At 57.1% G+C, this 23,850-nt stretch carries 21 protein-coding genes; 8 read left to right on the top strand and 13 right to left on the bottom strand.

Features of this window, described 5'->3' with window-relative positions:
* Positions 1-25: 25 nt before the first annotated feature.
* Positions 26-1,111, top strand: a complete 1,086-nt coding sequence (locus tag QSK07_RS18190; protein ID WP_285722122.1) for a type I restriction endonuclease — start codon at positions 26-28, stop codon at positions 1,109-1,111.
* Between the two features lie 28 nt (positions 1,112-1,139).
* Here QSK07_RS18190 and QSK07_RS18185 read toward each other — a convergent pair whose 3' ends face one another.
* Both QSK07_RS18185 and QSK07_RS18180 read right to left on the bottom strand, forming a co-directional pair.
* Positions 1,140-1,967, bottom strand: coding sequence for a hypothetical protein (locus QSK07_RS18185; protein WP_098052112.1), 828 nt, complete (start codon positions 1,965-1,967; stop codon positions 1,140-1,142).
* A 1-nt stretch (position 1,968) separates the two neighbouring features.
* On the bottom strand, positions 1,969-2,166 hold the full coding sequence (locus tag QSK07_RS18180) for a hypothetical protein (protein WP_098053120.1): 198 nt from the start codon (positions 2,164-2,166) through the stop codon (positions 1,969-1,971).
* Positions 2,167-2,459: 293 nt separating this feature from the next.
* On the opposite strand from QSK07_RS18180, the gene QSK07_RS18175 reads away from it, so the two are divergent.
* The gene (locus QSK07_RS18175) at positions 2,460-3,446 is read left to right on the top strand and encodes an aldo/keto reductase (protein ID WP_285722119.1); all 987 of its coding nucleotides are present in this window, start codon (positions 2,460-2,462) and stop codon (positions 3,444-3,446) included.
* Positions 3,447-3,453: 7 nt separating this feature from the next.
* Here QSK07_RS18175 and QSK07_RS18170 read toward each other — a convergent pair whose 3' ends face one another.
* Complete coding sequence (locus QSK07_RS18170; RefSeq protein WP_013359384.1) at positions 3,454-4,638, bottom strand: BaiN/RdsA family NAD(P)/FAD-dependent oxidoreductase; 1,185 nt, start codon at positions 4,636-4,638, stop codon at positions 3,454-3,456.
* A gap of 243 nt (positions 4,639-4,881) precedes the next feature.
* Between QSK07_RS18170 and pitA the strand changes: the two genes are divergently transcribed.
* Entirely contained in the window at positions 4,882-6,384 is a 1,503-nt protein-coding gene (gene pitA / locus QSK07_RS18165; protein WP_285722356.1) for an inorganic phosphate transporter PitA, read from the top strand.
* 349 nt (positions 6,385-6,733) lie between these two features.
* Here pitA and uspB read toward each other — a convergent pair whose 3' ends face one another.
* Positions 6,734-7,069: a universal stress protein UspB gene (gene uspB, locus QSK07_RS18160; RefSeq protein WP_013359386.1), complete on the bottom strand. Its 336-nt coding sequence runs from the start codon at positions 7,067-7,069 to the stop codon at positions 6,734-6,736.
* 415 nt (positions 7,070-7,484) lie between these two features.
* Between uspB and uspA the strand changes: the two genes are divergently transcribed.
* Positions 7,485-7,922 carry a universal stress protein UspA gene (gene uspA / locus QSK07_RS18155; protein ID WP_003852123.1) on the top strand — a complete coding sequence of 146 codons (438 nt, stop codon included), beginning with the start codon at positions 7,485-7,487 and terminating at the stop codon, positions 7,920-7,922.
* A gap of 60 nt (positions 7,923-7,982) precedes the next feature.
* On the opposite strand, the gene rsmJ is transcribed toward uspA, so the two are convergent.
* Entirely contained in the window at positions 7,983-8,729 is a 747-nt protein-coding gene (gene rsmJ / locus QSK07_RS18150; protein WP_285722114.1) for a 16S rRNA (guanine(1516)-N(2))-methyltransferase RsmJ, read from the bottom strand.
* An 8-nt stretch (positions 8,730-8,737) separates the two neighbouring features.
* Positions 8,738-10,780 carry an oligopeptidase A gene (gene prlC, locus QSK07_RS18145; protein ID WP_285722113.1) on the bottom strand — a complete coding sequence of 681 codons (2,043 nt, stop codon included), beginning with the start codon at positions 10,778-10,780 and terminating at the stop codon, positions 8,738-8,740.
* Between the two features lie 416 nt (positions 10,781-11,196).
* On the opposite strand from prlC, the gene QSK07_RS18140 reads away from it, so the two are divergent.
* Together QSK07_RS18140 and QSK07_RS18135 are read left to right on the top strand one after the other, a co-directional pair.
* Positions 11,197-12,039, top strand: coding sequence for a 23S rRNA (adenine(2030)-N(6))-methyltransferase RlmJ (locus QSK07_RS18140; protein WP_098052106.1), 843 nt, complete (start codon positions 11,197-11,199; stop codon positions 12,037-12,039).
* A gap of 6 nt (positions 12,040-12,045) precedes the next feature.
* Positions 12,046-12,864 (top strand): CPBP family intramembrane glutamic endopeptidase, encoded by an 819-nt coding sequence (locus tag QSK07_RS18135; protein ID WP_275222315.1) that lies wholly within the window; start codon positions 12,046-12,048, stop codon positions 12,862-12,864.
* On the opposite strand, the gene rnz is transcribed toward QSK07_RS18135, so the two are convergent.
* The gene (gene rnz / locus QSK07_RS18130) at positions 12,861-13,772 is read right to left on the bottom strand and encodes a ribonuclease Z (protein ID WP_275222316.1); all 912 of its coding nucleotides are present in this window, start codon (positions 13,770-13,772) and stop codon (positions 12,861-12,863) included. The two genes, QSK07_RS18135 and rnz, sit on opposite strands and share 4 nt — an antisense overlap.
* Positions 13,773-13,900: 128 nt before the next feature.
* Here rnz and gorA point away from each other — a divergent pair, with 128 nt between their 5' ends.
* Complete coding sequence (gorA, locus tag QSK07_RS18125; protein ID WP_275222317.1) at positions 13,901-15,253, top strand: glutathione-disulfide reductase; 1,353 nt, start codon at positions 13,901-13,903, stop codon at positions 15,251-15,253.
* Between the two features lie 109 nt (positions 15,254-15,362).
* Here the strand turns inward: gorA and QSK07_RS18120 are convergent, their stop codons facing one another.
* From QSK07_RS18120 to QSK07_RS18105, 4 genes are all read right to left on the bottom strand, one after another.
* The gene (locus QSK07_RS18120) at positions 15,363-16,259 is read right to left on the bottom strand and encodes an alpha/beta hydrolase (RefSeq protein WP_098052102.1); all 897 of its coding nucleotides are present in this window, start codon (positions 16,257-16,259) and stop codon (positions 15,363-15,365) included.
* 168 nt (positions 16,260-16,427) lie between these two features.
* Positions 16,428-16,772: a hypothetical protein gene (locus QSK07_RS18115; RefSeq protein WP_033784234.1), complete on the bottom strand. Its 345-nt coding sequence runs from the start codon at positions 16,770-16,772 to the stop codon at positions 16,428-16,430.
* Positions 16,773-16,794: 22 nt separating this feature from the next.
* Positions 16,795-18,141, bottom strand: a complete 1,347-nt coding sequence (locus QSK07_RS18110; RefSeq protein ID WP_285722107.1) for a cation:proton antiporter — start codon at positions 18,139-18,141, stop codon at positions 16,795-16,797.
* Between the two features lie 60 nt (positions 18,142-18,201).
* Complete coding sequence (locus QSK07_RS18105; protein WP_285722105.1) at positions 18,202-19,404, bottom strand: MFS transporter; 1,203 nt, start codon at positions 19,402-19,404, stop codon at positions 18,202-18,204.
* Between the two features lie 93 nt (positions 19,405-19,497).
* Here QSK07_RS18105 and QSK07_RS18100 point away from each other — a divergent pair, with 93 nt between their 5' ends.
* On the top strand, positions 19,498-20,466 hold the full coding sequence (locus QSK07_RS18100) for a LysR family transcriptional regulator (protein ID WP_285722103.1): 969 nt from the start codon (positions 19,498-19,500) through the stop codon (positions 20,464-20,466).
* 37 nt (positions 20,467-20,503) lie between these two features.
* Here QSK07_RS18100 and QSK07_RS18095 read toward each other — a convergent pair whose 3' ends face one another.
* Both QSK07_RS18095 and kdpD read right to left on the bottom strand, forming a co-directional pair.
* Entirely contained in the window at positions 20,504-21,001 is a 498-nt protein-coding gene (locus QSK07_RS18095; RefSeq protein ID WP_003852093.1) for a TIGR00645 family protein, read from the bottom strand.
* 54 nt (positions 21,002-21,055) lie between these two features.
* Positions 21,056-23,731 (bottom strand): two-component system sensor histidine kinase KdpD, encoded by a 2,676-nt coding sequence (gene kdpD, locus QSK07_RS18090; protein ID WP_285722098.1) that lies wholly within the window; start codon positions 23,729-23,731, stop codon positions 21,056-21,058.
* Positions 23,732-23,850 lie beyond the last annotated feature (119 nt).

The following is a 23,850-nucleotide window of genomic DNA, read 5'->3' as shown; positions in this document are numbered from 1 at the left end:
AAGTCGAACAAAAACATGGTGAGCAATGGATATTTTCAATAACCTCAATGGCCTTTCAGCGAAGATTCAACAGCAAGCAGCGATTATTCAGACAGAAGAGGCCACAAAAAGCGCTTTTGTCATGCCCTTCATCAGCCAGATACTGGGATATGATGTTTTTGATCCTACAGAAGTCATTCCTGAGTTCATCTGTGACGTCGGCACTAAAAAAGGTGAAAAGATCGATTACGCCATTTCTAAAGGTGGTGAGATTCAAATCCTCATCGAATGCAAAAAAATTGGCGAACCTTTGAATGTTAAACACGCTTCGCAACTCTTCCGTTACTTTCACGTGACAAACGCTCGCATTTCTATCTTAACAAACGGCCAGCTTTATAAATTTTTCACCGATTTGGATGCACCAAATAAAATGGATGAGAAGCCGTTTTTAGAACTGGATTTATTGGATATCGATGAACACGTGGTCCCAGAGTTAGTTAAACTCACTAAAAGTGCTTTTGATGTCGATTCAATTGTCAGTGCCGCAGGCGAGCTTAAATTTATCAGCCAGATAAAGAAGATGATTTCCAGCCAGTTCAGCGAACCTGATGAAGATTTCGTTAAATTTTTTGCCTCGCGTGTTTATGACGGCATACTCACGCAGAAAGTCAGAGAGCAATTCTCTATACTGACTAAAAAAGCAGTCACTCAATGGCTCAATGACCAGGTAAATGAAAGGCTAAAATCTGCTATTAGCGGTGGAGCAATGGTATCAAACCAACCTAACAATGAAGATTTGTCGAAAAGCAACAATGATAAAAGTGAGGCGGATAGTGGCACCATAATCACTACGGAAATGGAGATTGAAGGATTTCATGTTGTTAAATCAATAATTAGAAAAGTTATTGAGCCTCAGCGCATCACTTTTCGCGATACACAGAGTTATCTTGGTATTTTAATCGATGACAACAACCGTAAACCAATTTGTCGCCTTCACTTCAACCGTAGCCAGTTGTATATCGGAATGTTTGATGGCGAGAAAAAAGAAACTCGCCATCCAATTACGTCACTCAATGATATCTACAACTTTACCGACGTGCTAAGAGATACTGCGCAGCAATATGCCTGTTAGCCAGAAGCCAGGATGCTTTCCTGGCTTTTTAATCCGCCTCGTCCCGGCTTTTATTGCTATCCGGGCTGTCGTCGTCATTCGCCTGACTCTTCTCCACTTCCTGTGGATGTCCCATCGAAAGTGCCGTGGCGCTGGCCGGATCAAACAGTGACAGACTCTCAATCTGGTCCACCATGATCACTTTTCGGAACGACATCGCATCTTTAGGCTTCGAGTCGAGCGTGATCTCATGCTCGGCGTACCATTTGCTGTAGTTATGCTCTACCGCCAGCTTCAGCGTTTTGCTGTCGCGATAGCCGCTCAGCATCGGGATCAGCACGATGTTTTTGGTGCTCTCATATTCAAAGGTCGAGGCATGCACCATGCCGATGTAAATACGGCGCGACTTCAGCGTAATCCACGCCAGTTCGCCCTCCTCCATGCACTGAAACAGCAGTTGCTCCACGCCGTTGGAACGTGACAACCGCTGATAGAGGTCTTTACGCCCTGATACATTCAGGCGTGCACTGCCCGCCCAGTTTGAGCGATAGAGGCAGAGCAGAATGGCAAAGGCGAGCATAACAACAACTGGCGCCTGGATGCCCAGAAAACTCCAGTTCATGAACTCCACCTGCCACTTCAGGTGCACGCCGGGAATCATCTGCAGGGCATTGGCGATACCGGACATACAGAGCAGCAACAGCCAGATGATACCGGTGGCAAACACGCCCTGCAGAACAAAAATACAGCCGTAGAGGGCGACCAGAAAATAGACATCCCAGCCTGATGAGCGGCGGATTTTAAAGCGGCTGTTTAAATCACGGCTGGTGTACCAGTAACCACTGACCATCAGCACCATAAATATTGCGGTACCCACCTTACACTCCCTTTAACGTATTCACATGGCGGGCAAAATCTTCGTTGACTTCCTCACTCAGCGTATTGACCGAGATATTACCGTTCTCATCAATAATGATGCGCTCACCTTCGGCGATGGAGTCGTTGATATCCTGACGGGTCATGATCTGCAGAAACTTCTCTGGACTGGCAAAGACCGACTTAACAAATTTAAACATAGCGATCCACTTGTTGGCCTGAAAATTGAAGTATGTGACCGAATCCACACTCTCGCCTGTTTAATTTAAGGTGAAATTTCTTAAAATCAATTAATTAGCGAAGCGGTATCCACGCGGCCTGGCCTGTTTTTTGCAGAAATCTTCAACGTAACCAGCAGCCTGCCGTCAAAAGCCTCCTTTTTATACCGCTCTGGTATGCAACAACGCCGGATCGCCTCACCGCCGGAAAGCGCTAAGCTCAGTGGTTAGCCCTTTTCTGTCACCCTGTCTGAAACGCATCGAGGAAGGTTTGCATGAAATTACGAATACTGGGCCGTACCGGTCAGCGCGTCTCTGAAGTTGGCTTTGGCGCATGGGCCATTGGCGGAACCTGGGGAGAAGTGAGCATGGAGGATGCCAAAGCCGCGCTGAACGCCGCGCTGGATGCGGGCATCACCTTTATTGATACCGCCGATGTCTATGGCGATGGCCGCTCCGAAAAGATTATCGCGGAGGTGCTGAACCAGCGCGGCGGGGAACGCCCGTTTGTCGCCACCAAGCTGGGGCGTCGGCTTTCACCGCACGTGGCTGCGGGCTACAAAGCCGAAAATCTCAACGCCTTTATCGATCGCTCACGTGAAAATCTGCAGACCGAAACGCTGGATCTGGTGCAACTGCATTGCCCGCCGACCGAGGTCTACTACAACCCGGACGTCTTTGCGGTGATGGATGAGATGGTGGCCGCCGGAAAAATCCGTCACTACGGTGTTTCAGTTGAGAAAGTTGAGGAAGGGCTTAAGGCGCTGGAATTTCCCAACGTCTCGTCGATTCAGCTGATCTACAACATTTTCCGCCAGCGTCCGGCGGAACTGCTGCTGCGTGAGGCGAAACGCCGTGATGTGGCGATCATTGCCCGTGTGCCGCTGGCCTCAGGCCTGCTGACCGGCAAAATGCGAGCCGACAGCGTGTTTGCCGCTGACGACCATCGCACCTTTAACCGCAATGGCGAAGCGTTCGATAAGGGCGAGACCTTCTCCGGCGTGCCGTATGAGGTGGCGCTGGAAGCGGTTGAGGAGATTCGCCACTTTGTCACCGGGGACACCACCATGGCGATGTTTGCGCTGCGCTGGATCCTGATGAACGATGATGTCAGCGTGGTGATCCCTGGCGCGAAAAACCGTGAACAGGCTGAAGCCAATGCCCGCGCCAGCGACGTCGATGCGCTCTCTGAGGAGACGATGGCGGCGCTGAAGCAGATCTATCAGGAGAAGATCGCGCCTCACGTCCATCAGCGCTGGTAGACGCGCGTTACAACGCCTGGGCGCATGCCCAGGCGGAACTCCACGCCCACTGGAAGTTATAGCCGCCCAGCCAGCCGGTGACATCGGCCACCTCACCAATAAAGTAAAGCCCCGGCACCGCACGCGCCTCCATAGTTTTTGAGGAGAGCTGCGTCGTATCCACGCCGCCCAGCGTTACTTCCGCCGTACGATAGCCCTCTGTGCCGTTTGGCTGAATGCGCCAGGCGTGCAGCGTCTGCGCCAGCTCAGTTTGCTGTTTGCTGTTGAGCTGCTTCAGAGTGATGTCCGGCACCACCTTCAGCGCCTGCAGGACTTCAACCAGACGCTTCGGCAGAATTTTCGCCAGGCTGTTTTTCAGGCTGAGATTCGGATGTGCTTCACGCTGTGCCGTCAGAAACGCCTCAAGCGGTGTAGCGGGCGACAGATCGATGGTGACGAATTCACCCGGCTGCCAGTAGCTGGAAATCTGCAATACCGCCGGACCGGACAGGCCGCGATGGGTAAAGAGCATCGCCTCTTTGAAGCGGGTGCCATCCTGTGCATCGATGGTGGTTTCCAGCGCGACGCCTGACAGCGTCTGCAGCTGCTCCAGCAGCGGCTTGTGCAGGGTAAAAGGCACCAGCGCCGCCCGCGTCGGAAAGACGCTCAGGCCGAACTGCTCCGCAATTTTATAGCCAAATGGCGAAGCCCCCAGGCCCGGCATCGACAGGCCGCCGCTGGCGATGACCAGCTTCTCCGCCTGAACCGTACTGCCGTTGAGTTGCAGGGTATAACCGCTTTCATCGCGCGCCACGCTGAGCACTTCACTGCGCAGCCGCAGAGTGACATTGCCCTTGTCACACTCGGCCAGCAGCAGATCGACAATCTGCTGAGCCGAGTCATCACAGAAGAGCTGGCCCAGGGTTTTCTCATGCCAGGCAATCCCGTGACGATTCACCAGATCAATAAAATCCCACTGGGTATAACGCGCCAGCGCCGATTTACAGAAGTGAGGATTGTGCGACAGATAGGCCGCCGGTTCGGTATAGAGGTTGGTGAAGTTGCAGCGGCCACCGCCCGACATCAGAATCTTGCGTCCCGGCTTTTTGCCGTTATCCAGCAGTAACACGCGGCGCCCCCGCTGTCCGGCCTGGGCGGCACAGAACAGCCCGGCGGCGCCGGCACCAATGATGATAACGTCAAACTGTTCCACTACGGTTCACTCACTTAACTGGAAAGGCGCAGATTGTAATGATCTGCTCACTGAGACGCCAGCGTCAAAAAATTGCCGTAAATGTGTCATATTGTATCTGCTTAATATCTAACCCTTTTTAGCTGGCTTCCCCGTATGCCTTGCGACGAAAGGTCAAATTAACGCTATATTTTCCTTTCCCATACAGCACGTTGTCGCGGATAATGCGCCGCGTTCATGTCCTCCAAAAATGGCGTAACGTTTATGCTACATCTGTTTGCTGGTCTAGACCTCAGTACTAGTCTGTTATTGGTTCTTGCCCTGCTGTTTGTATTGTTTTACGAAGCGATCAACGGTTTCCACGACACGGCCAACGCAGTTGCGACGGTCATTTATACGCGTGCCATGCGTGCCCAGCTTGCTGTGGTGATGGCGGGTGTATTCAACTTCCTTGGCGTGCTGCTCGGTGGATTGAGTGTCGCTTACGCTATTGTTCATATGCTTCCCACCGATCTGTTGTTAAATGTTGGATCGGCTCACGGTCTCGCCATGGTGTTTTCTATGCTGCTGGCGGCGATTATCTGGAACCTCGGCACCTGGTATCTCGGTCTGCCGGCCTCCAGCTCCCATACCCTGATCGGCGCCATTATCGGTATCGGCCTGACCAACGCCCTGATGAGCGGAACCTCGGTAGTTGATGCACTCAACATCCCGAAAGTCCTGAACATCTTCCTTTCTCTGATCCTGTCGCCGATTGTCGGCCTGGTGATGGCGGGCGGCTTGATCTTCATTCTGCGTCGCTACTGGAGCAATACCAAAAAGCGTGCGCGTATTCATATGACGCCTGCTGACCGCGAGAAGATCGACGGCAAGAAAAAGCCGCCGTTCTGGACCCGTATCGCCCTGATTGTTTCGGCAATTGGCGTGAGCTATTCGCACGGCGCGAATGACGGCCAGAAAGGCATTGGCCTGATCATGCTGGTCCTGATTGGCGTGGCACCGGCCGGTTTCGTGGTAAATATGAATGCCTCCGGTTATGACATTACGCGTACCCGCGATGCGGTTAATCACCTGGAGCAGTATTACCAGCAGCATAATGCCTCGCTGACGCACATCATCCAGATGGCACCGCCTAAGCTGCCAACGCCGGAAGAAGTGCCAGCGACCAGCCCGCAGGAGTTCCACTGTGACAGCGCGCGCGCGCTGCAGGCAGTTCAGCGTGCTCAGGTGTTGCTGAATAATCTGCAGAGCTACAACCAGCTGACGGTTGATCAGCGCGGTCAGATGCGTCGTCTGCTGCTGTGTATCTCAGACACCGCCGATAAAGCGGCCCGTCTGGAAGAGACCTCGCCAGATGACAAGCGCTTCCTCAGCAAACTGAAAAGCGACCTGCTTGGCACCATCGAGTATGCGCCGATCTGGATTATTGTGGCCGTCGCGCTGGCGCTGGGCATCGGCACCATGATTGGCTGGCGTCGTGTTGCCACCACCATTGGTGAGAAGATTGGTAAAAAAGGCATGACCTATGCACAGGGCATGTCAGCGCAGGTGACAGCCGCGCTGTCGATTGGCGTCGCCAGCTATACCGGCATGCCCGTCTCCACTACGCATATCCTCTCTTCATCCGTAGCCGGTACGATGCTGGTTGACGGGGGCGGACTGCAGAGCCGGACCATCAAGAACATCGCCATGGCGTGGATCTTCACCCTGCCGGTTTGTATTCTGCTGTCAGGTTCGCTCTACTGGATTGCCTTAAAACTGGTGTGATGCCAGCAGACAAAAGGGCGACGCAAGTCGCCTTTATCTTAATGGCAAAATGTGGTCCGGTTAGCTTTGAGACCGGACCAGCTCAGGAAACAGAGTCAGATCGGAAAGTCGCTTACGCCAAGCCCTGGCTCGCTCGTCCCGCGCGATTACGCACCTCATCCCTGAGGTGCGCCCGTTGCCGGGCCAACGCGTTGCGTTGTTCAAAAACGCTCCCGGCGTTTTTGTCCATGGCGCGGGACGCTTTCCTACTCTGCCCCTGTTCCCTGCGTGTTGAGCTAATCCATTGCTGTCAGATGCATCCAGATTTGAGTTTGTCAGCAGTCTAAAGGGCGACGTAAGTCGCCCTTTTTTAATGCCAGATCGCCAGCGCCACCAGACTGATCACTACCAGTCCGCACAGTGCACTGGTCAGAAGAAACTGCCCCCGCACCCGCTCGCAGCGCCGGATAAACTCATCGTCATGATGATCAAGATAGCGCTTTGCCCAGATATAGGTGACCAGCCGCACCTGCTTGCTCGGCTGACCGTGAGAGGTGAAGAATCCCGCTCCATCGACATACTGATACAGCAGTGGATCACAGCCCCGTAATACCGCCAGCAGAGCACGCAGCGATGAAAAATAGCGCGCCATATTCACGATACACACCACACAAAGAGCCCAAAAAAGCGCAATAGTGTTGATCATATTCTCCCCCTCCCGGCTGGCATCGCAGCAACAGACCCAGCGTCAGACACTGTATCCACCTGCAGAAAAAACCAGCCACTGAATCACCGGACTGCGAAAATTTTCGACCCCCTGAGCGGCTGCGAACCGGACCGCCTTTTTTCAGTGTAGGAGAATTCTTTACATTTTTTCCAACGATGATTTTCGTTCAGCGCGAGTAAATCTGGCATAGCCTTGATCTTATTCATAAGCCAGGCGGCAACGGCAGCATTTGCCGTGAGAGAAGGCTATACTCAGAACATAACAACATCATCACCTGCCCCGCAGGTAGACACTTTGGTGGCGCTCATCGCCCGCTCGCGCAAAGGATTTCGCTAAGCTGTGACGCGGCAGGAACACCGGATGCCATCCTTAATCTCGTGAAAGGAGTTTTATCATGGCTTATAAACACATCCTGATTGCAGTAGACCTTTCTCCCGAAAGTCAGTTACTGGTGGATAAGGCCGTCTCACTGGCTCGCCCGTACGATGCCAGAATTTCCCTGATTCACGTTGATGTGAATTACTCCGATCTCTACACCGGCCTGATTGATGTCAACTTAGGAGATATGCAGAAGCGCATCTCCGAAGAGACGCATGCGGCGCTGAAAGGATTATCAGATGCCGCGGGCTATCCGATCAGTGAGACGCTGAGCGGTAGTGGCGACCTCGGCCAGGTGCTGGTTGATGCGATCAAAAAATATGACGTTGACCTGGTAGTGTGCGGTCATCATCAGGATTTCTGGAGCAAGCTGATGTCTTCAGCCCGTCAGCTGATTAACACCGTGCACATCGACATGCTGATTGTGCCGCTGCGCGATGAAGACGAGGCGTGATTCAGCCGCTTAAGTGAAGAAAGCCGGCACGGAGCCGGCTTTTTTATGCGTTTAAATCGGTTAAAGCGGAGGATAAATATCAAAGCGATGGCTTTTGGTTACGACCGCCGCCTGCGTCACGACACCCGCCAGTGGTGGAGCATAGTCCGGCCGCTTCACCACAATCCGTTTCTTCGCCAGCCGCCGGGCCGGTTCCAGTAGCGCATCGGCATCTTCATCGGACCCTACCAGCGACTGAAAGACCCGCATCTCCTTTTTCACCAGCGCACTTTTCTGGCGATGGGGATACATCGGATCGAGATAGACCACATCCGGCTGCGGCGTAATCTCGCCCAGCGCCTGCGCGCTGGCTGCATGAATCAGTGTCAGGCGTTCGCGCAGCCAGGGACCAATTTCCGCATCCTGATAACCGCGCTGCAAACCATCTTCCAGCAGCGCAGCCACCACCGGATGACGCTCAAGCATCCGCACCCGGCAGCCCAGCGCCGCCAGCACAAACGCATCACGTCCCAGTCCGGCCGTCGCATCCACTACATCCGGCAGATAGCCGCCTTTGATACCGACCGCTTTGGCAACAGCTTCGCCACGTCCACCACCGAAGCGACGGCGATGCGCCATTGCCCCGGTGACGAAATCAACAAAAATACCGCCCAGCTTTGGCTCATCACGCTTGCGCAGCTCAAGATGCGTCGGCGTCTGCACCAGTGCCAGCCGCGCGTCTTCGTCTTGCGCCAGCTGCCAGCGCTGCGCTAAACGTGATAAGGCGCCGTCTCCGGCGCCTGATTCATCGAGCAAACAGATCTTCACGAACCGACTTATCCCTGAATGCCGTAATGTTCCAGCATCGCATCGAGCTGCGGCTCACGGCCACGGAAGCGTTTGAACAGCTCCATCGGCTCTTCAGAACCGCCACGCGTCAGGATGTTATCCAGGAACGACTGACCGGTTTCACGGTTAAAGATGCCCTCTTCCTCGAAGCGGGAGTACGCATCCGCCGCCAGCACGTCCGCCCACAGATAGCTGTAGTAACCTGCTGCATAGCCACCGGCAAAGATGTGGCTGAAGGCGTGCGGGAAACGGCCCCATTCAGGGCTCGGCACGACCGCCACGCGGCTTTTCACTTCGCGCAGGGTTTCCAGAATCTGCGCGCCTTTCTCCGGATTAAACTCGGTATGCAGACGGAAATCGAACAGGCCGAACTCCAGCTGACGCAGGATAAACAGCGCGGCCTGATAGTTTTTCGCCGCCAGCATTTTATCCAGCAGCGCTTTCGGCAGCGGTTCGCCGGTCTCAAAGTGACCGGAGATAAATGCCAGCGCATCCGGCTCCCAGCACCAGTTTTCCATGAACTGGCTTGGCAGTTCGACCGCATCCCATGGCACACCGCTGATACCGGAAACGCCAGGCGCTTCGATGCGGGTCAGCATGTGGTGCAGGCCGTGACCAAACTCATGGAACAGGGTAATCACTTCGTCATGGGTGAACAGCGCAGGTTTGCCTTTCACCGGACGGTTAAAGTTACAGGTCAGGTAAGCAACGGGCTTCTGCAGGCTGCCATCGGCTTTGCGCATCTGGCCGACGCAGTCATCCATCCACGCGCCGCCACGTTTGTGCTCGCGGGCGTAGAGATCGAGATAGAAGCTGCCGCGCAGTTCGCCGGTTTCATCGAACAGATCGAAGAACTTCACGTCAGGATGATAAACCTCAACGTCGGTACGCTGCTTCGCGGTGATACCGTAAATGCGTTTCACCACTTCGAACAGACCGGCGACCGCGCGCGCTTCCGGGAAGTAAGGGCGCAGCTGCTCATCGCTGATGGTGTAGAGATGCTGCTTCTGCTTTTCACCGTAATAAGTGAGATCCCATGGATTCAACTGCTCAACGCCATGTTCTTTCTGCGCGAAAGCGCGCAGCTGCTCCAGCTCTTTCTCTCCCTGCGGACGCGCGCGTTCAGCCAGGTCATTCAGGAAGTCAATGACCTGAGACGGACTTTGCGCCATTTTGGTCGCCAGCGATTTATCCGCGTAGGAGTCGAAGCCTAGTAGCTGAGCCAGCTCGTGACGCAGCGCCAGCTCTTCCGCCATGATGGGGCCATTGTCCCATTTACCGGCGTTCGGCCCCTGATCGGAAGCGCGCGTTGCATAGGCGCGATACATCTCTTCGCGCAGCGCGGCGTTATCGCAGTAGGTCATGACCGGCAGATAGCTTGGGATATCCAGCGTCAGCAGCCAGCCTTCCTGCTCTTTAGCTTCAGCCTGGGCTTTCGCTGCCGCCAGCGCGCTTTCCGGCATACCGGCCAGGTCGTTTTCATCGGTGATCAGCTTGCTCCAGCCCATGGTGGCATCGAGTACGTTGTTGCTGTAAGCCGAACCCAGCTCAGAGAGGCGCGCGGCGATTTCGCCATAGCGCTGTTGTTTATCTTTTGGCAGACCGATGCCAGAGAGTTCGAAATCACGCAGGGCGTTATCGACCGCTTTCTTCTGCGCCAGATCAAGTGCCGCGTATTGATCACCCTCTTTCAGGTTGCGATACGCCTGATACAGCCCTTCATGCTGACCGACCCAGGTGCTGTATTCAGAGAGCAGCGGCAGCGTCTGCTCATAGGCTTCACGCAGCTCCGGACTGTTTTTTACCGAATTAAGATGGCTGACCGGGGAAAAAATGCGGCTCAGGCGATCGTCGGTTTCAGCCAGCGGCTGAACCAGGTTATCCCATGTATAGGGCGCACCCTGCGCCACAACTTTTTCGACTTCTGTGCGGCACTGGCTCAGCACCTCCGTCACGGCAGGAACAACATGTTCAGGCTGGATGGCAGAAAAAGGGGGAAGCGTAAAAGATGTCAGTAGCGGATTGGTCATAGCGCAGTCCTTTATCGATGTATGGGGCGCAGCGGGTCGCGCAACGCAATCTAAGTAACATGCGGCTTAGTGTAGTGAAAATCAATGGGGGTCAGGATGAGGTGGGGAAGAAACGCGCGAATGGCTACCCTAAAGCCCGCTGCTTTTAAACCATGGCAGCGATTATTGCGGGCGCGTCGGATAGCTTTCTGCGTTTGCGCGCCACAAGCCAGACATCTCGCCCCGAACAGCCCTGTAATCCCGATTTGTTATCACGCTTCTGGCCCATCGCCAGGCCATCCCTGATATAATCGCGGATTCTCATGCTTTTCCTGCGTCGGTTGCTGTGCGTCGTTCTGTGGGTAATACGTGAGGTAATAATTGGTATAAATTGATTTTCCATCAATTAAAACCTTATACATTCAACAGGATAAACAATGCTGAGTTATCGCCATAGCTTCCATGCGGGCAACCACGCCGACGTGCTGAAGCACACCGTTCTGAGCCTGATCATCACGGCGCTGAAAGAGAAAGAGAAACCGTTTTTCTACCTGGATACCCATGCGGGCGCAGGTCGCTACCAGTTGAGTGGCGAGCACGCCGAGCGTACCGGTGAATATCTGGAAGGCATCTCGCGTATCTGGCAACAGCCCGATGCACCGGAACTGCTACAACCCTATTTTGACGCGATAAGTGCGCTGAATCGTGGCCCCTCACTGCGCTACTATCCCGGCTCCCCGCTGATTGCCCGTCACCTGCTGCGTGAGGATGACAGGCTGCAACTCACCGAACTGCACTCCAGCGACTATCCGCTGCTGCGCAACGAATTCAGCAAAGACAACCGCGCGCGCGTCGACCGGGCCGACGGTTATCAGCAGTTGAAATCGAAGCTGCCACCGCCGTCGCGTCGTGGTCTGGTGCTGATCGACCCGCCGTATGAGATGAAAAGCGACTACCAGGCGGTAGTAAAAGGGATTCAGGAAGGCCATAAACGTTTTGGTACCGGCGTCTTTGCGCTGTGGTATCCGGTGGTGTTACGTCAGCAGATCAAACACATGCTGCGCGATCTGGAAGCGACCGGCATCCGCAATATTCTTCAGATCGAACTGGCCGCCCGCCCGGACAGCGATCAGCGCGGCATGACCGCCTCCGGCATGATCGTGATTAACCCACCGTGGAAGCTGGCCGATCAGATGAATACCCTGCTGCCATGGCTGCACAAAAAACTGGTTCCGGCCGGTACCGGTCACTTCGTGGTGAATCAGATCGTTCCTGAATAACCGATTATGTGGATTCTGCTGGCAGGCGCGCTTGGCGCGCTGCAACCCGCCCGGCGGCTGGCGCTACTGCTGTTAGCGTTCGCCGCGCTGCTGGGGTTTTATCATGCCGTCCTGATGTGGCCAGTGCTGCCGCTGCTGGCCGGGATCGCGGCACTGGTCGCGCTGCGCCGCTTTGACCCAATCCGTTCCCGGCAGCACATCCTGAGCGAAACGCTGCTGGTGCTGATGTCGCTGGGATTGTTCCTCCATCTTTTTCCCGGCTTTCACAATCCCCTCGTAGTCGATGACGTAAAGGCTGGCGCACACAGCCTGCCGTTCAGTTTCTCCTTCAACTTCGATAAAGCGCTGATCCCCTTTGTACTGCTGGCCTGCCTGCCGACGCTGTTCCGCGCCCGGGCCTGTCCACCACGTTATCCGTGGATCGCTGCGCTGGCGTTAATCGCCGCCGTGCCGCTGCTGCTGGGTAGCGCCGTGCTGCTGGGCGGTCTGGCCGTTGAGCCTCATTTTCCGCCCTGGCTGCCCGCTTTTATACTGGCGAATCTGTTCTTTGTCTCGCTGGCCGAAGAGGCGCTGTTCCGGGGCTATCTGCAGCAACGGTTGAGAGAGAGGCTGGGTGGGATGCCCGCGCTGGCGATTAGCACGCTGCTGTTCGGGCTGGCGCATGCAACCGGCGGCGTACTGCTGGTGATTTTCGCGACGCTGGCCGGGCTGCTTTACGGTCTGGCATGGCACTGGAGCGGCCGCTTATGGCTGGCAACCGCCCTGCACTTTGCGCTTAACCTTACCCACCTGATGCTGTTCACTTATCCGGCGCTGCATCACTAAACCCTAAACACCGCCAGGTCCGAGGCCAGCTCGGTGCGGGGGAAAATGGTCTGACACTCCGCCAGCAGGCGGCTCATGTCTTTTGCCAGATAGCGGGAGCTGAAATGGGTGGCGATCATCCGCTTTGCCCCGGCACGCTTTGCCACCTCCGCCGCCTGCAGGGTTGTGGAGTGCCCGCGCCCGTTGGCTTTCTCCACCATCGCCGCCTCCAGCGTGGTTTCATGCACCATCAGGTCAACATCTGCCGCCAGCTGCAGCGCGACCTCGGTAGGTGCCGTATCGCCAAAGATGGCCAGCTTTTTGCCGGGTGTCGCCGGGCCAAGGTAGTCAGCGCCGTTAATTACCCGCCCATCGTCCAGCGTCACACATTCCCCCTGCTTCAGCTGCTGGAACCACGGGCCGCGGGGCACGCCTTCGGCTTTCAGCCGTTCAGCATCCAGCAAGCCGGGTTTGTCATGCTGTTCAATGCGATAGCCAAAACACTCCACCGGATGGCTCAGCGGCCAGGCACTGATACGAAACTCACCGTCATCCTGCGTCCAGCCTGCCTCAATTTCAACAATGTTCAGCGGATAATCGGTGTAGGAGCCGCTGATCGACAGCGCCGTCTCAACGAAGGTCTTCAATCCTCTGGGGCCATAAACCGTCATCGGTGAGGTCAGTCCGGCCATTGACCGGCTGGTAAGTAAGCCCGGTAGTCCGAAAATATGATCGCCATGCAGATGGGTGATAAAAATCTTATCCAGCTTGCCCGGTTTCAGGCTGGAGCGCATAAACTGTAACTGCGTGCCCTCCCCGCAGTCGAACAGCCAGGTTTCACCACTCAGCGCGCGGGTAAAAGCAATGGAGGTCACGTTACGTTGCAGGCTGGGAGCACCGCCGCCGGTGCCAAGAAAAGTAAGGTGCATGGTATGCTTCCCTGTAAGCAAGTGAAAAAACAGAACCCTATTACAATCATAGGCGCAAACTTTGCGTCATTTCGACCCGCAGCGTTACACTCAACCCCAATTTTTTATGCAACCGGATGGATACTTCAATGACCCGACATTTCGACTATCTCGCCATTGGCGGCGGCAGCGGCGGCATCGCCTCGATTAACCGTGCGGCTATGTATGGCCAGAAATGCGCCCTGATTGAAGCAAAAGAGCTGGGTGGCACCTGCGTGAACGTGGGTTGCGTGCCGAAGAAAATCATGTGGCACGCCGCGCAAATCGCCGAAGCTATTCATCTTTATGGCCCGGATTATGGCTTCGACACCACCGTCAATCGCTTTGACTGGGCCACGCTGGTCAAAAATCGCAGCGCCTATATCGATCGCATCCACAGCTCTTATGACAACGTGCTGGGTAAAAACAAAGTTGAAGTCATCAAAGGCTTTGCCCGCTTTGTCGATGCGCACAGCGTTGAAGTGAACGGCGAGATTATTACGGCTAACCACATTCTGATCGCCACCGGCGGTCGTCCGGTTCACCCTTCTATTCCGGGTGCGGAGTACGGCATTGATTCCGACGGCTTCTTCGAGCTGGACGCGCTGCCAAAACGCACCGCGGTTGTCGGCGCGGGCTACATCGCGGTTGAGCTGGCGGGCGTGGTGAACGCGCTGGGTTCAGAAACCCATCTGTTCGTGCGTAAACACGCGCCGCTGCGCAGCTTCGACCCGCTGCTCACCGAGACGCTGGTCGAAGTGATGAACACCGAAGGCCCGGCGCTGCATACTGAAGCGATTCCTGAGGCTGTGATCAAAAACAGCGATGGCAGCCTGACGCTGCAGCTGGAAAACGGCAGCGACTACACCGTGGATTGCCTGGTCTGGGCGATTGGGCGTGAGCCTGAAACGGACAATCTCAATATTCAGGCTGCGGGCGTGGCGCTGAACGAGAAAGGCTATATCAGCGTCGATAAATTCCAGAACACCAATGTCTCAGGCGTTTACGCCGTGGGCGATAACACCGGTGCGGTTGAGCTGACGCCGGTTGCGGTGGCCGCAGGACGTCGTCTCTCTGAGCGTCTGTTTAATAATAAGCCGGACGAGCATCTGGATTACAGCAACGTGCCGACCGTGGTGTTCAGCCATCCGCCGATCGGCACTGTAGGACTGACCGAGCCGCAGGCGCGCGAACAGTATGGCGACGATCAGGTGAAGGTCTACAAATCATCGTTTACCGCCATGTACACCGCGGTCACCCAGCATCGTCAGCCGTGCCGCATGAAACTGGTCTGTGTGGGTGACGATGAGAAGATTGTCGGCATTCATGGTATCGGATCCGGTATGGATGAGATGCTGCAGGGCTTTGCCGTGGCGCTGAAGATGGGCGCGACCAAGAAAGACTTCGATAACACCGTGGCGATCCACCCGACCGCAGCGGAAGAGTTTGTGACGATGCGTTAATCCGCACAGGACTTCAGAAACAGAACAGGCGACTTCAGGTCGCCTGTTTTTTTAGGCCGCATCCACTTCCGCTTTCTGACCGTGCAGTGCAGCACCGCGTCAGTGCAATTCAGCTTACGCGATCCAGCCAGCGTACATACGCCTGATCCCACAACGCTGCAGGCGTTCCCGCTTTGCCGAGGCCAAATCCGTGTCCGCCTTTGCTGATCTGAATCAGCTCAACCGGCACACGATTACGGCGACAGGTGTCGCGCATCAGCTCAGTGTTAAACGGATTGGAGGTGTGATCGTCCTCGGCCTGCGCCAGAAACGTTGGCGGATATTGCCGGGTCACATAGTTCTGCACTGACCAGTTCGCCTCATCCTGCGGCGTGGCATTTTTGCCGACCATCATCAGATGCGTATTGGTGTGCTGATAAGGCGCTTCCAGGGTGATGACCGGATAGATCAGACCGACGCTGTCGACTTTTGGCACCACTTCATCCAGCGGATCGGTGGCCGGATAAGATTCAAAGTCCGGCCGCGCCGCCGCCAGCCCCAGCAGATGTCCGCCCGCCGAGAAGCCCAGCACATGCACCTTGCGCTCGAAAGATCGCACCAGCCGGATGGCACGCTGCGCATCCTGCAGCGGTGCCAGACGACCCGCCTGCCACTTCTCATGCGGCAACCGGTAGCTGAGCACATAGGCGGTATAGCCACTGGCGTTCAGCCAGCGCGCCACCGGCCAGGCTTCACGTCCCATGCCGATCCAGCGATACCCGCCGCCAGCGGCGATTAATACCGCTTCGCCATTCGGATTTTCCGGCTTAAAACGCTGAATCGCCGGGCTGACGATATTTGACCAGGAACCGCTGCTGTTAATATGCAACTGGCCGGATGGGCCGCCGCCGCCGGGCGGATCGTCCGGCCAGAGGGGAATAATGTCATCACGGGCAAATAATTTGCCGGTGGTCATGGAGAGCCCGAGCGCTCCCGTGCCGAGAATAAAGCGTCGACGCGTAATCATAATGCCTGTTGTGTGATGCCAGAGTAATGAGCAAGCCATTGCGGCAGGCTACAGAAGAAGTAACAGATGCAAGTCTGGTGCCATGGGTGGCGATTATGTACGCAATAGACCCTGAAAAGCCATAAAAAAACGCGCCCGGCAGGCGCGTTTTTATTTGATTACGTAAGGTTAATCTTCCTGCTGAAATTGTGCCATCACGGCCTGTTCACACTGCTGTTCGTTGACGCGCAGTTTGGCACGCTCATCGTCGCCAAGTTGCAGCCAGGCACTGGCCACTTCACGCGCGGACTCTTCGTCAAATTCCGGCTGATTCATCGCCGACGGTGACTGGCCGCCCGCCACGGTCGATTTCATCTGCTCGACGTAATGATCTGCAGTGGCGACCTTTTTCTCGCCGCTGACAATGTGGCACAACTGACTGGCGTAAACATTCTGCTCAGTATCAGCATCGTCCGCTGCCAGCGCGCTGCCGGAGGCAAGGAGACTTAGCAGCACTATCTGAGTGACTTTCATTTTTAACTCCTGTTCGTTCAGGTTAAACCTTGCGCTGAAGGGCTTCGAGTCGCTTCTGACGCCAGTTCAGCAGCGGCGTCACCGTGGTGCCGTGAACCACTACGCTGCAGACCACCAGCGTTAACGCTATATTCGTCATAATTTCCATCTGCGGGCCTTGCATACCGTGCGTCCAGGCATAGGCGATATAGTTCAGGCTACCAATCCCCCGGATGCCCAGCCAGCCAATCAGCAGGCGCTGCCCCATCGGCAGTCCGGCGCGCAGCGTCACCAGCCAGACGGCCAGCGGTCGTACTACGGCAAACAGCACCAGGCCAATCAGCACGCCGTAGATGTTCCAGTGCTGCGCCAGTGTGACGCCCAGCACCACCATCATGCCAGCCGCCAGTAAACGTTCAATAGTATCGCCAAAAGAGAGCGCGTCGCCTACTACAAACCCAATCGACTTCACCATGTTATTGTTACCCTGATGCGCCAGCCGTTTGTTAGGGTTCACCAGCGCCTCAGAGGGCAACACACGCTCGTCGTCAGAGAGGTCTTCCGGCTGATGACGCTGGAACACACCCAGCTCGGCACGACGTAACCCTAGTCCGGCGGCGAAGGCGGCCAGGAAGCCGGAGGCACCCACGTACTCGACCAGCGAATAACTCAGCGCAATCAGCGCCAGCGCCAGGAAATCATTGGGCGCCACGTCGCCGTTGGCATTGCGCAGTCGGGTCGCCAGCATGCCAATCAACTGTCCCAGAACAAAGCCAATGATCAGACCGCCGCCAATCGCCCAGAGCACCTCGACCGCGCCCCAGTGCGCCAGCATCGCGCCACTCAGGCTTTCGCCATTGAACAGCAGCAGCGCCAGCATCAGCAGCGGCAGCGCGGATCCATCGTTCATGCCCGCTTCACTGGAGATCGCCACACGCAGCGAGTCATCATCCTGCGCATCGTTGACCGAGATTAAGCTCGCCAGCACCGGATCGGTCGGCGCGACAATGGCCCCAAACGCCAGCGCAACCGGCCAGTCTAATCCCATCAGGAAGTGCGCCAGCAGGGTCATCGCGGCGACGGTGAGCAGCATGGCGGGAAACGCCAGTTTCAGCCCGGTGTGCCAGCAGTTGTTCTGCAGCGGCTGACGCAGCTTGAGACCGGTGATAAACAGCGAGGCCGCCATGGTGATTTCAGTGATATGGGCCACGGTTTCGGAATGGGTGACGATATCGAGGTGGATAACATCAAATCCCCACGGGCCGCACAGCATGCCCGCGATAAGGAACAGACCAAATGAGGTGACTGGCCCCCGGTGAATCCAACCGGAAGCCAGCGACATCAGCAGCAGAAGGCCGCCCGTCGCTGCTGTCCAGGCTAAAAAGTTCATAACACTCCGCAATATTTCAGGTTTATGAATAAGCCTGGCACATTTTTTGACGGCGAGGTTTCAGTTTTTCAGGTGGCGACTGGCGAAGCGGACCGAGAGAGCAGCGGCACCGGCTAAAGTGGCGAGCGCAACGACGCCATTCCAGCCCCAATGAGCCAGCGCCAGACTGCCCAGCGCCGCGCCGGTTGCCATACCGATAAACACCACGGTAAACAGCAATGCATTCAGACGACTGCGGGCTTCCGGTGCCAGTCCATAGACCAGCGTCTGATGCGCCACCAGCGTGGCCTGCACCCCTAAATCAAAGCCGATGGTACAGATCACAATCAGCACCAGCTGCGCGGGCATGGGCAGCAATGGCAGCAGAAACATCAGTGCAAAAGAGATCGTCACCAGCGCGGCACCGGCCTGCGTAACGCGTGCCGGACCGATGCGGTCAGCAAAACTGCCCGCCAGCGGCGCGGCCATGGCGCCCGCTGCACCGGCTAAACCAAAGGCCCCCGCCACCGCACTGTCGAGATGAAAGCGGTCGCTGAGCATTAACGCCAGCGTCGACCAGAAGGCGCTGAAGGCGACCGACAGCAGACCCTGAGCCAGCGCAGCCCGGCGCAGCGTCTGATGGTGACGCCACAGATGCACCAGCGACAGCAACAGGCGCGGATAGCTCACCACGGTGCCCGGTGCGAAGCGCGGCAGCACCCGCCACAGCGTCAGCGTAATCAGCAGCACCACGAGTGCGGCGATCATATACAGAGTGCGCCAGCCGAAATACTCCGCTACGACGCCGCTGACTACCCGCGACAGCAGAATCCCTACCAGCAGCCCGGTCATCACCGTGCCGACCGTTTTACCCCGGCTGCGTTCCGCGGCCAGCGCCGCCGACGCGGGCACAATATCCTGCGCCACCGTGGCGGTCAGCCCGGTGATAAAACTCGCAACCAGCAGCGCGCTGAGTCCGCCGGAAAAGCCACACAGCAGCAGCGCCGCGACCAGCAGTAAGCCCTTGATAAAGATAATGGTGCGGCGGTCGTGACGATCGCCCAGCGGGGCCAGCAGCAGAATACCCAGCGCATAGCCCGCCTGAGTCAGCATCGGCACCATGCCGACAGCGCCAATGCCCACATTAAACTGCTTACTGATGATATCCAGCATCGGCTGACTGTAGTAAATCGATGCGACGCTGAGCCCGGCTCCGGCCGCCAGGGTAAGCACCAGCGGCGTGGAGAACGCTTCATTTTGCGTCTGAGTCTGTAGGGCTGACATGCTGTAATCCTCATCATTTCGTACAACCATTAAAGCGCATTACGGTTATACGCGGTAGACTGATACCAGACAAAACCGTTATGCGTGGTACGTATGAACAATTCCAGCAGCAGCGATCGCATCGACCTGATGCAGACCTTTATTCGTATCGTTGAGAGCAGCAGTTTGTCCGCAGCAGCAGCCCAGCTTGGCACGACTCAGCCCACCGTCAGCCGCCGATTGCAGACCCTGGAGCAACGGCTGGGCCTCAAGCTGATCCTGCGCACCACCCATGCGCTGAAACTCACCGATGATGGCGAATGCTGCTACGCCCAGGCTCGGCAGTTGCTGGCGACCTGGCATGCGCTGGAAGATGAGCTGACCGGTGCCAGTGATGACCCGGTCGGTACGTTGCGGATTCGTGCGCCGCACGCCTTTGGTCAGGATCAGCTGATCGCGCCGCTGGTGGACTATCTGCACCGCTATCCCCGCCTCAATATCGAGTGGATGCTGAATGACCGCACGCCCGACTTCATGGCGGAGAACGTGGACTGCGCCATTCAGGTCGGTGCGCCCACCGATCCCTCGGTGGTGGCGATTCTGCTGGCCGAAGTGCCGCGCATTGTCGTGGCGGCCCCGCGCCTGCTGGCGCAGCATCCGCCCATAGAGCAGATTGAACAGCTGCGCGATCTGCCGTGGCTGGCGCTGACCAGCTTTTACCGTAATGAAGTGGCGCTGCAGAAGATCGACGACGGCCAGCCGGTGAACCTGGCGATTACGCCCCGGCTGAGCAGCGACAGTTTATATGCAGTGCGCAAAGCGGCGCTGGCCGGGATGGGCGCAGCGATTGTCTCCTCGTGGGCGGTGCAGGAAGATTTAGCGGATGGCAGTCTGGTTCAGCTGATGCCCGCCTGGCAGGCCCCGCCGCTGCCGGTATGGCTGACCTATCCCTGGGCGAGTTACTACCCGGCCAGGCTGCAACACTTTTTTGCCATGATCAAAGAGGTAATGCCACAGCTGGCGGGCACGCGCCCGGCGTCGCAGCCAGCCGATCGTTCAGGGGGAGCAGAGCGGAAGGGATAAAGCAGGCGCCCGCGTCACCGGGCCGCCAGGTGATAAATTACTTTTTATCGTAGCGCGACATTTTGTCCAGCCAGCCCATCACAAAAGCCGAGAGCACAAAGGTCAGGTGGATAATTACGTACCACATCAGCTTGTCGTTTTCGACGTTGCGCGCTTCCATAAACACCCGCAGCAGGTGAATCGAGGAGATGGCCACGATAGAAGCCGCGACTTTGTTTTTCAGCGAGCCAGAGTCCATCTTGCCCAGCCAGCTCAGCTTCTCTTTGTCTTCGTCGATATCAAGCTTGGAAATGAAGTTCTCATAACCCGACAGCATTACCATCACCAGCAGGCCGCCCACCAGCGTCATATCCACCAGCGACAGCAGCAGCAGGATCAGATCGTTTTCCGCAATGCTGAAAATGTTGGGCAGCAGGTGGAAAATTTCCTGGAAAAATTTAATGGTCAGCGCCAGCAATCCCAGCGAAAGTCCAATGTAAACCGGAGCCAGCAACCAGCGCGATGCATACATCAGGTTTTCGGTAAAACGTTCCATACAATCCCACAAATAATCAAACAGGTCCGGAAGTATAACCGATCCACTGTGAAGTTATTTCAGCCCTTCGTCAGAAATTTCAGGGACCGGCGGCAGCGGCAGTGAGAGACGAAACGCTGCGCCACCTTCAGGTCGGTTCTCTGCCCAGATCTGGCCGCCGTGGCTCTCAATAATGGTTTTACAGATTGCCAGACCCAGCCCGACGCCTGGCACCGCCGACTCTTTATCACCGCGCCAGAATTTATCGAATATCCGGGTTAAATCGTCTTCGGCAATGCCCGGTCCGCTGTCCCAGACCGCAATCTCCAGCCGTGTCGCAGCACGCCAGGCGCGGATGCCACGCGGTGCGCTGTTACCGGCATACTTCAGGCTGTTCTCTATCAGGTTGGTGAAGACGCGTTCCAGCAGCGTGCTGTCACCTTTGATCAGCACGATATCGTCCGGCAGATCGAGCTGAACCTCATGCCCTTTCAGCGACGGTGCCATGCTGCTCAGCGCGCCGCCGATCACCTCTTCCAGCGCCAGCCACTCTTCACGAAGGTTGAGGCCGCCCGACTGAATGCGTGCCATATCCAGCATGTTGCTCACCAGCCGGATGGTGCTCAGCGTCTGCTCACGGATTTGGCTGGCCTGCGGCACATATTTTGAGTTGTCGCTGGCCAGGTCGAGCATCAGCATTTCCGCCTGACCAAACAGCACCGTTAACGGCGTGCGCAGGTCGTGCGACAGCGCCGACAGCAGCGCGTTGCGCAGCTGCTCTCGTTCCGCCGAAAGCCGGGACGCCGCCTCGCTGTGGGACAGCGCCATTCGCTCCAGGGCGTTGGCGATCAGTACGGTAAAGGTTTCCACCAGCCGCTGCTGTTCGGGGATCATCAGCTGACGCAGGTTCTGCGGCTCCACCACCAGCAGACCCCGGCAGTGCGCGCCGCTTTTCAGCGGCAGAATCTGATACGGCACCGCCGGTAAAGTATCGGTGCCCGCGCCCGCAGGCTGGCCTTTGCTGTAACTCCATTTCGCGATGGCGCGATCCGGTTCGCTGGCCGGTAACGCCTCGCCGACCGGTTGCAGCTCACCCTGCTCATCCGGCAGCAACAGCAGGCAGCGCGCCTGTAGCGTGGCGTCGAGTACCCGCTGGCTGGTGGCGGCGATATCCTGCAGCGTCAGCGCGCTTCCCAGCGATTTCGCCATCTCATAGAGCTGCCGCGCCCGCTGCTCGCGGTAGCGCGCCACCCGCGCCTGATAGCGGACCCCGGCCGTAAGGTTGCCGACAATGACGCCCACCGCCAGCATGACGCCAAAGGTCACCAGATATTGCAGGTCGGAGACCGCCACCGTGCCGGTGGGGGCCACAAAAAAGAGGTCGAAGGCAACGATATTCATCACCGTGGCGATCACCGATGGCCAGCGGCCATAGCGCAGCGCCACGATCACCACCGCCAGCAGGTAGATCATCACACAGTTGGCGGGATCGAAATTGATCAGCACCGACTGTCCGGCTGCGGTGACGACGATGCAGAGCATCAGCGCCATCATCACGCCGCGCAGCTGAATGCGCCATTTTTCACTGGTGACGCGGCCATCCGGCAGCGGATGCGGCGCATCCTTCAGTGGCTCATCCAGTGCGACAACCAGCAGGTCAAGATCCGGGCCGAGCTGGCCCAGACGTTCGGCAAAACTGTCACGCCGCCAGCGCCGCAGCGGGCGACGACCCGTGACGATTTTGCCCAGGTTGTGTTCGCGGGCGTAGCCCAGCACCGCTTCCGCTTCATCCGGTTCCGAGAGCGTGGCCGTTTCCGCACCCAGCTCCTGCGCCAGCTGTAAGGTGCGCAGAATCGCCCGTCGCCGCGCTTCGGGCAGCCGGTTAAGCCGGGGCGTTTCGACATAGACCGCGTGCCACTCACTGCCGAGCCGTGCCGCCAGCCGGGCGGCGGTACGCACCAGCTTTTCACTGCCGCTGTCGTCACCAATGCAGAGCAGAATGGCATCGCGGGTGTGCCAGACGCGATCCCGTCCCTGCTGATCGCGCCAGGCGCGCATCTGGTCGTCCACCCGATCGGCGGTGCGACGCAGGGCCAACTCACGCAGGGCGAACAGATTACCTTTGCGGAAAAAGTTTTCGATGGCCCGTTCCGCGCGGTCGCCAATGTAGACTTTGCCCTCTTTCAGCCGCTGCCGCAGATCGTCGGGCGGCAGATCGACCAGCACCACTTCATCGGCGCTGTCGAAAAAGGGATCGGGCACGGTTTCGCGCACCTGAATGCCGGTGACGCCGCCGACCACATCGTTGAGGCTCTCAAGATGCTGCACGTTGACGGTGGTGAGCACGTCGATGCCCGCTTCCAGCAGTTCCTCGATATCCTGCCAGCGCTTAGGATGGCGCGAGCCCTGAACGTTGGTGTGCGCCAGCTCATCCATCAGGATCACCGCCGGATGGCGGGCCAGCGCAGCATCAAGATCAAACTCCGCATGACGCGAACGGCCGGTTGCGCGCCGCGGCAGCAGGGTTAAGCCTGTCAGCAGCTGCGCGGTTTCCGGCCGTTCGTGGGTTTCTACCACGCCAATCAGCACATCCAGACCCTGCGCACGCAGCCGCTGTGCTTCCTGCAGCATGGCGTAGGTTTTACCCACGCCCGCACAGGCACCAAAGTAAATCTTCAGCTGCCCGCGATGACTCTCTCGGTTAGCCTGCAGCAGCGCGTCGGGATCGGGACGCTGGGGTTCGTGGTTCATCGCTTCCTTAGAGCCTATGCCAGTAGGCGTAATTGTTGCAGACAGTCTGGACACGGACAGAGCGGAACAACCGGAGCGTACACGTAGTACGTGAAGATGACTCGCTGTGCTCGCCCCTT

It is taken from the genome of Pantoea sp. QMID4, from assembly GCF_030270445.1.
GTDB lineage: Bacteria > Pseudomonadota > Gammaproteobacteria > Enterobacterales > Enterobacteriaceae > Pantoea > Pantoea vagans.
The sequence above is the reverse complement of the archived record's forward strand: the minus strand, read 5'-3'. Positions and strand labels throughout refer to the sequence as shown.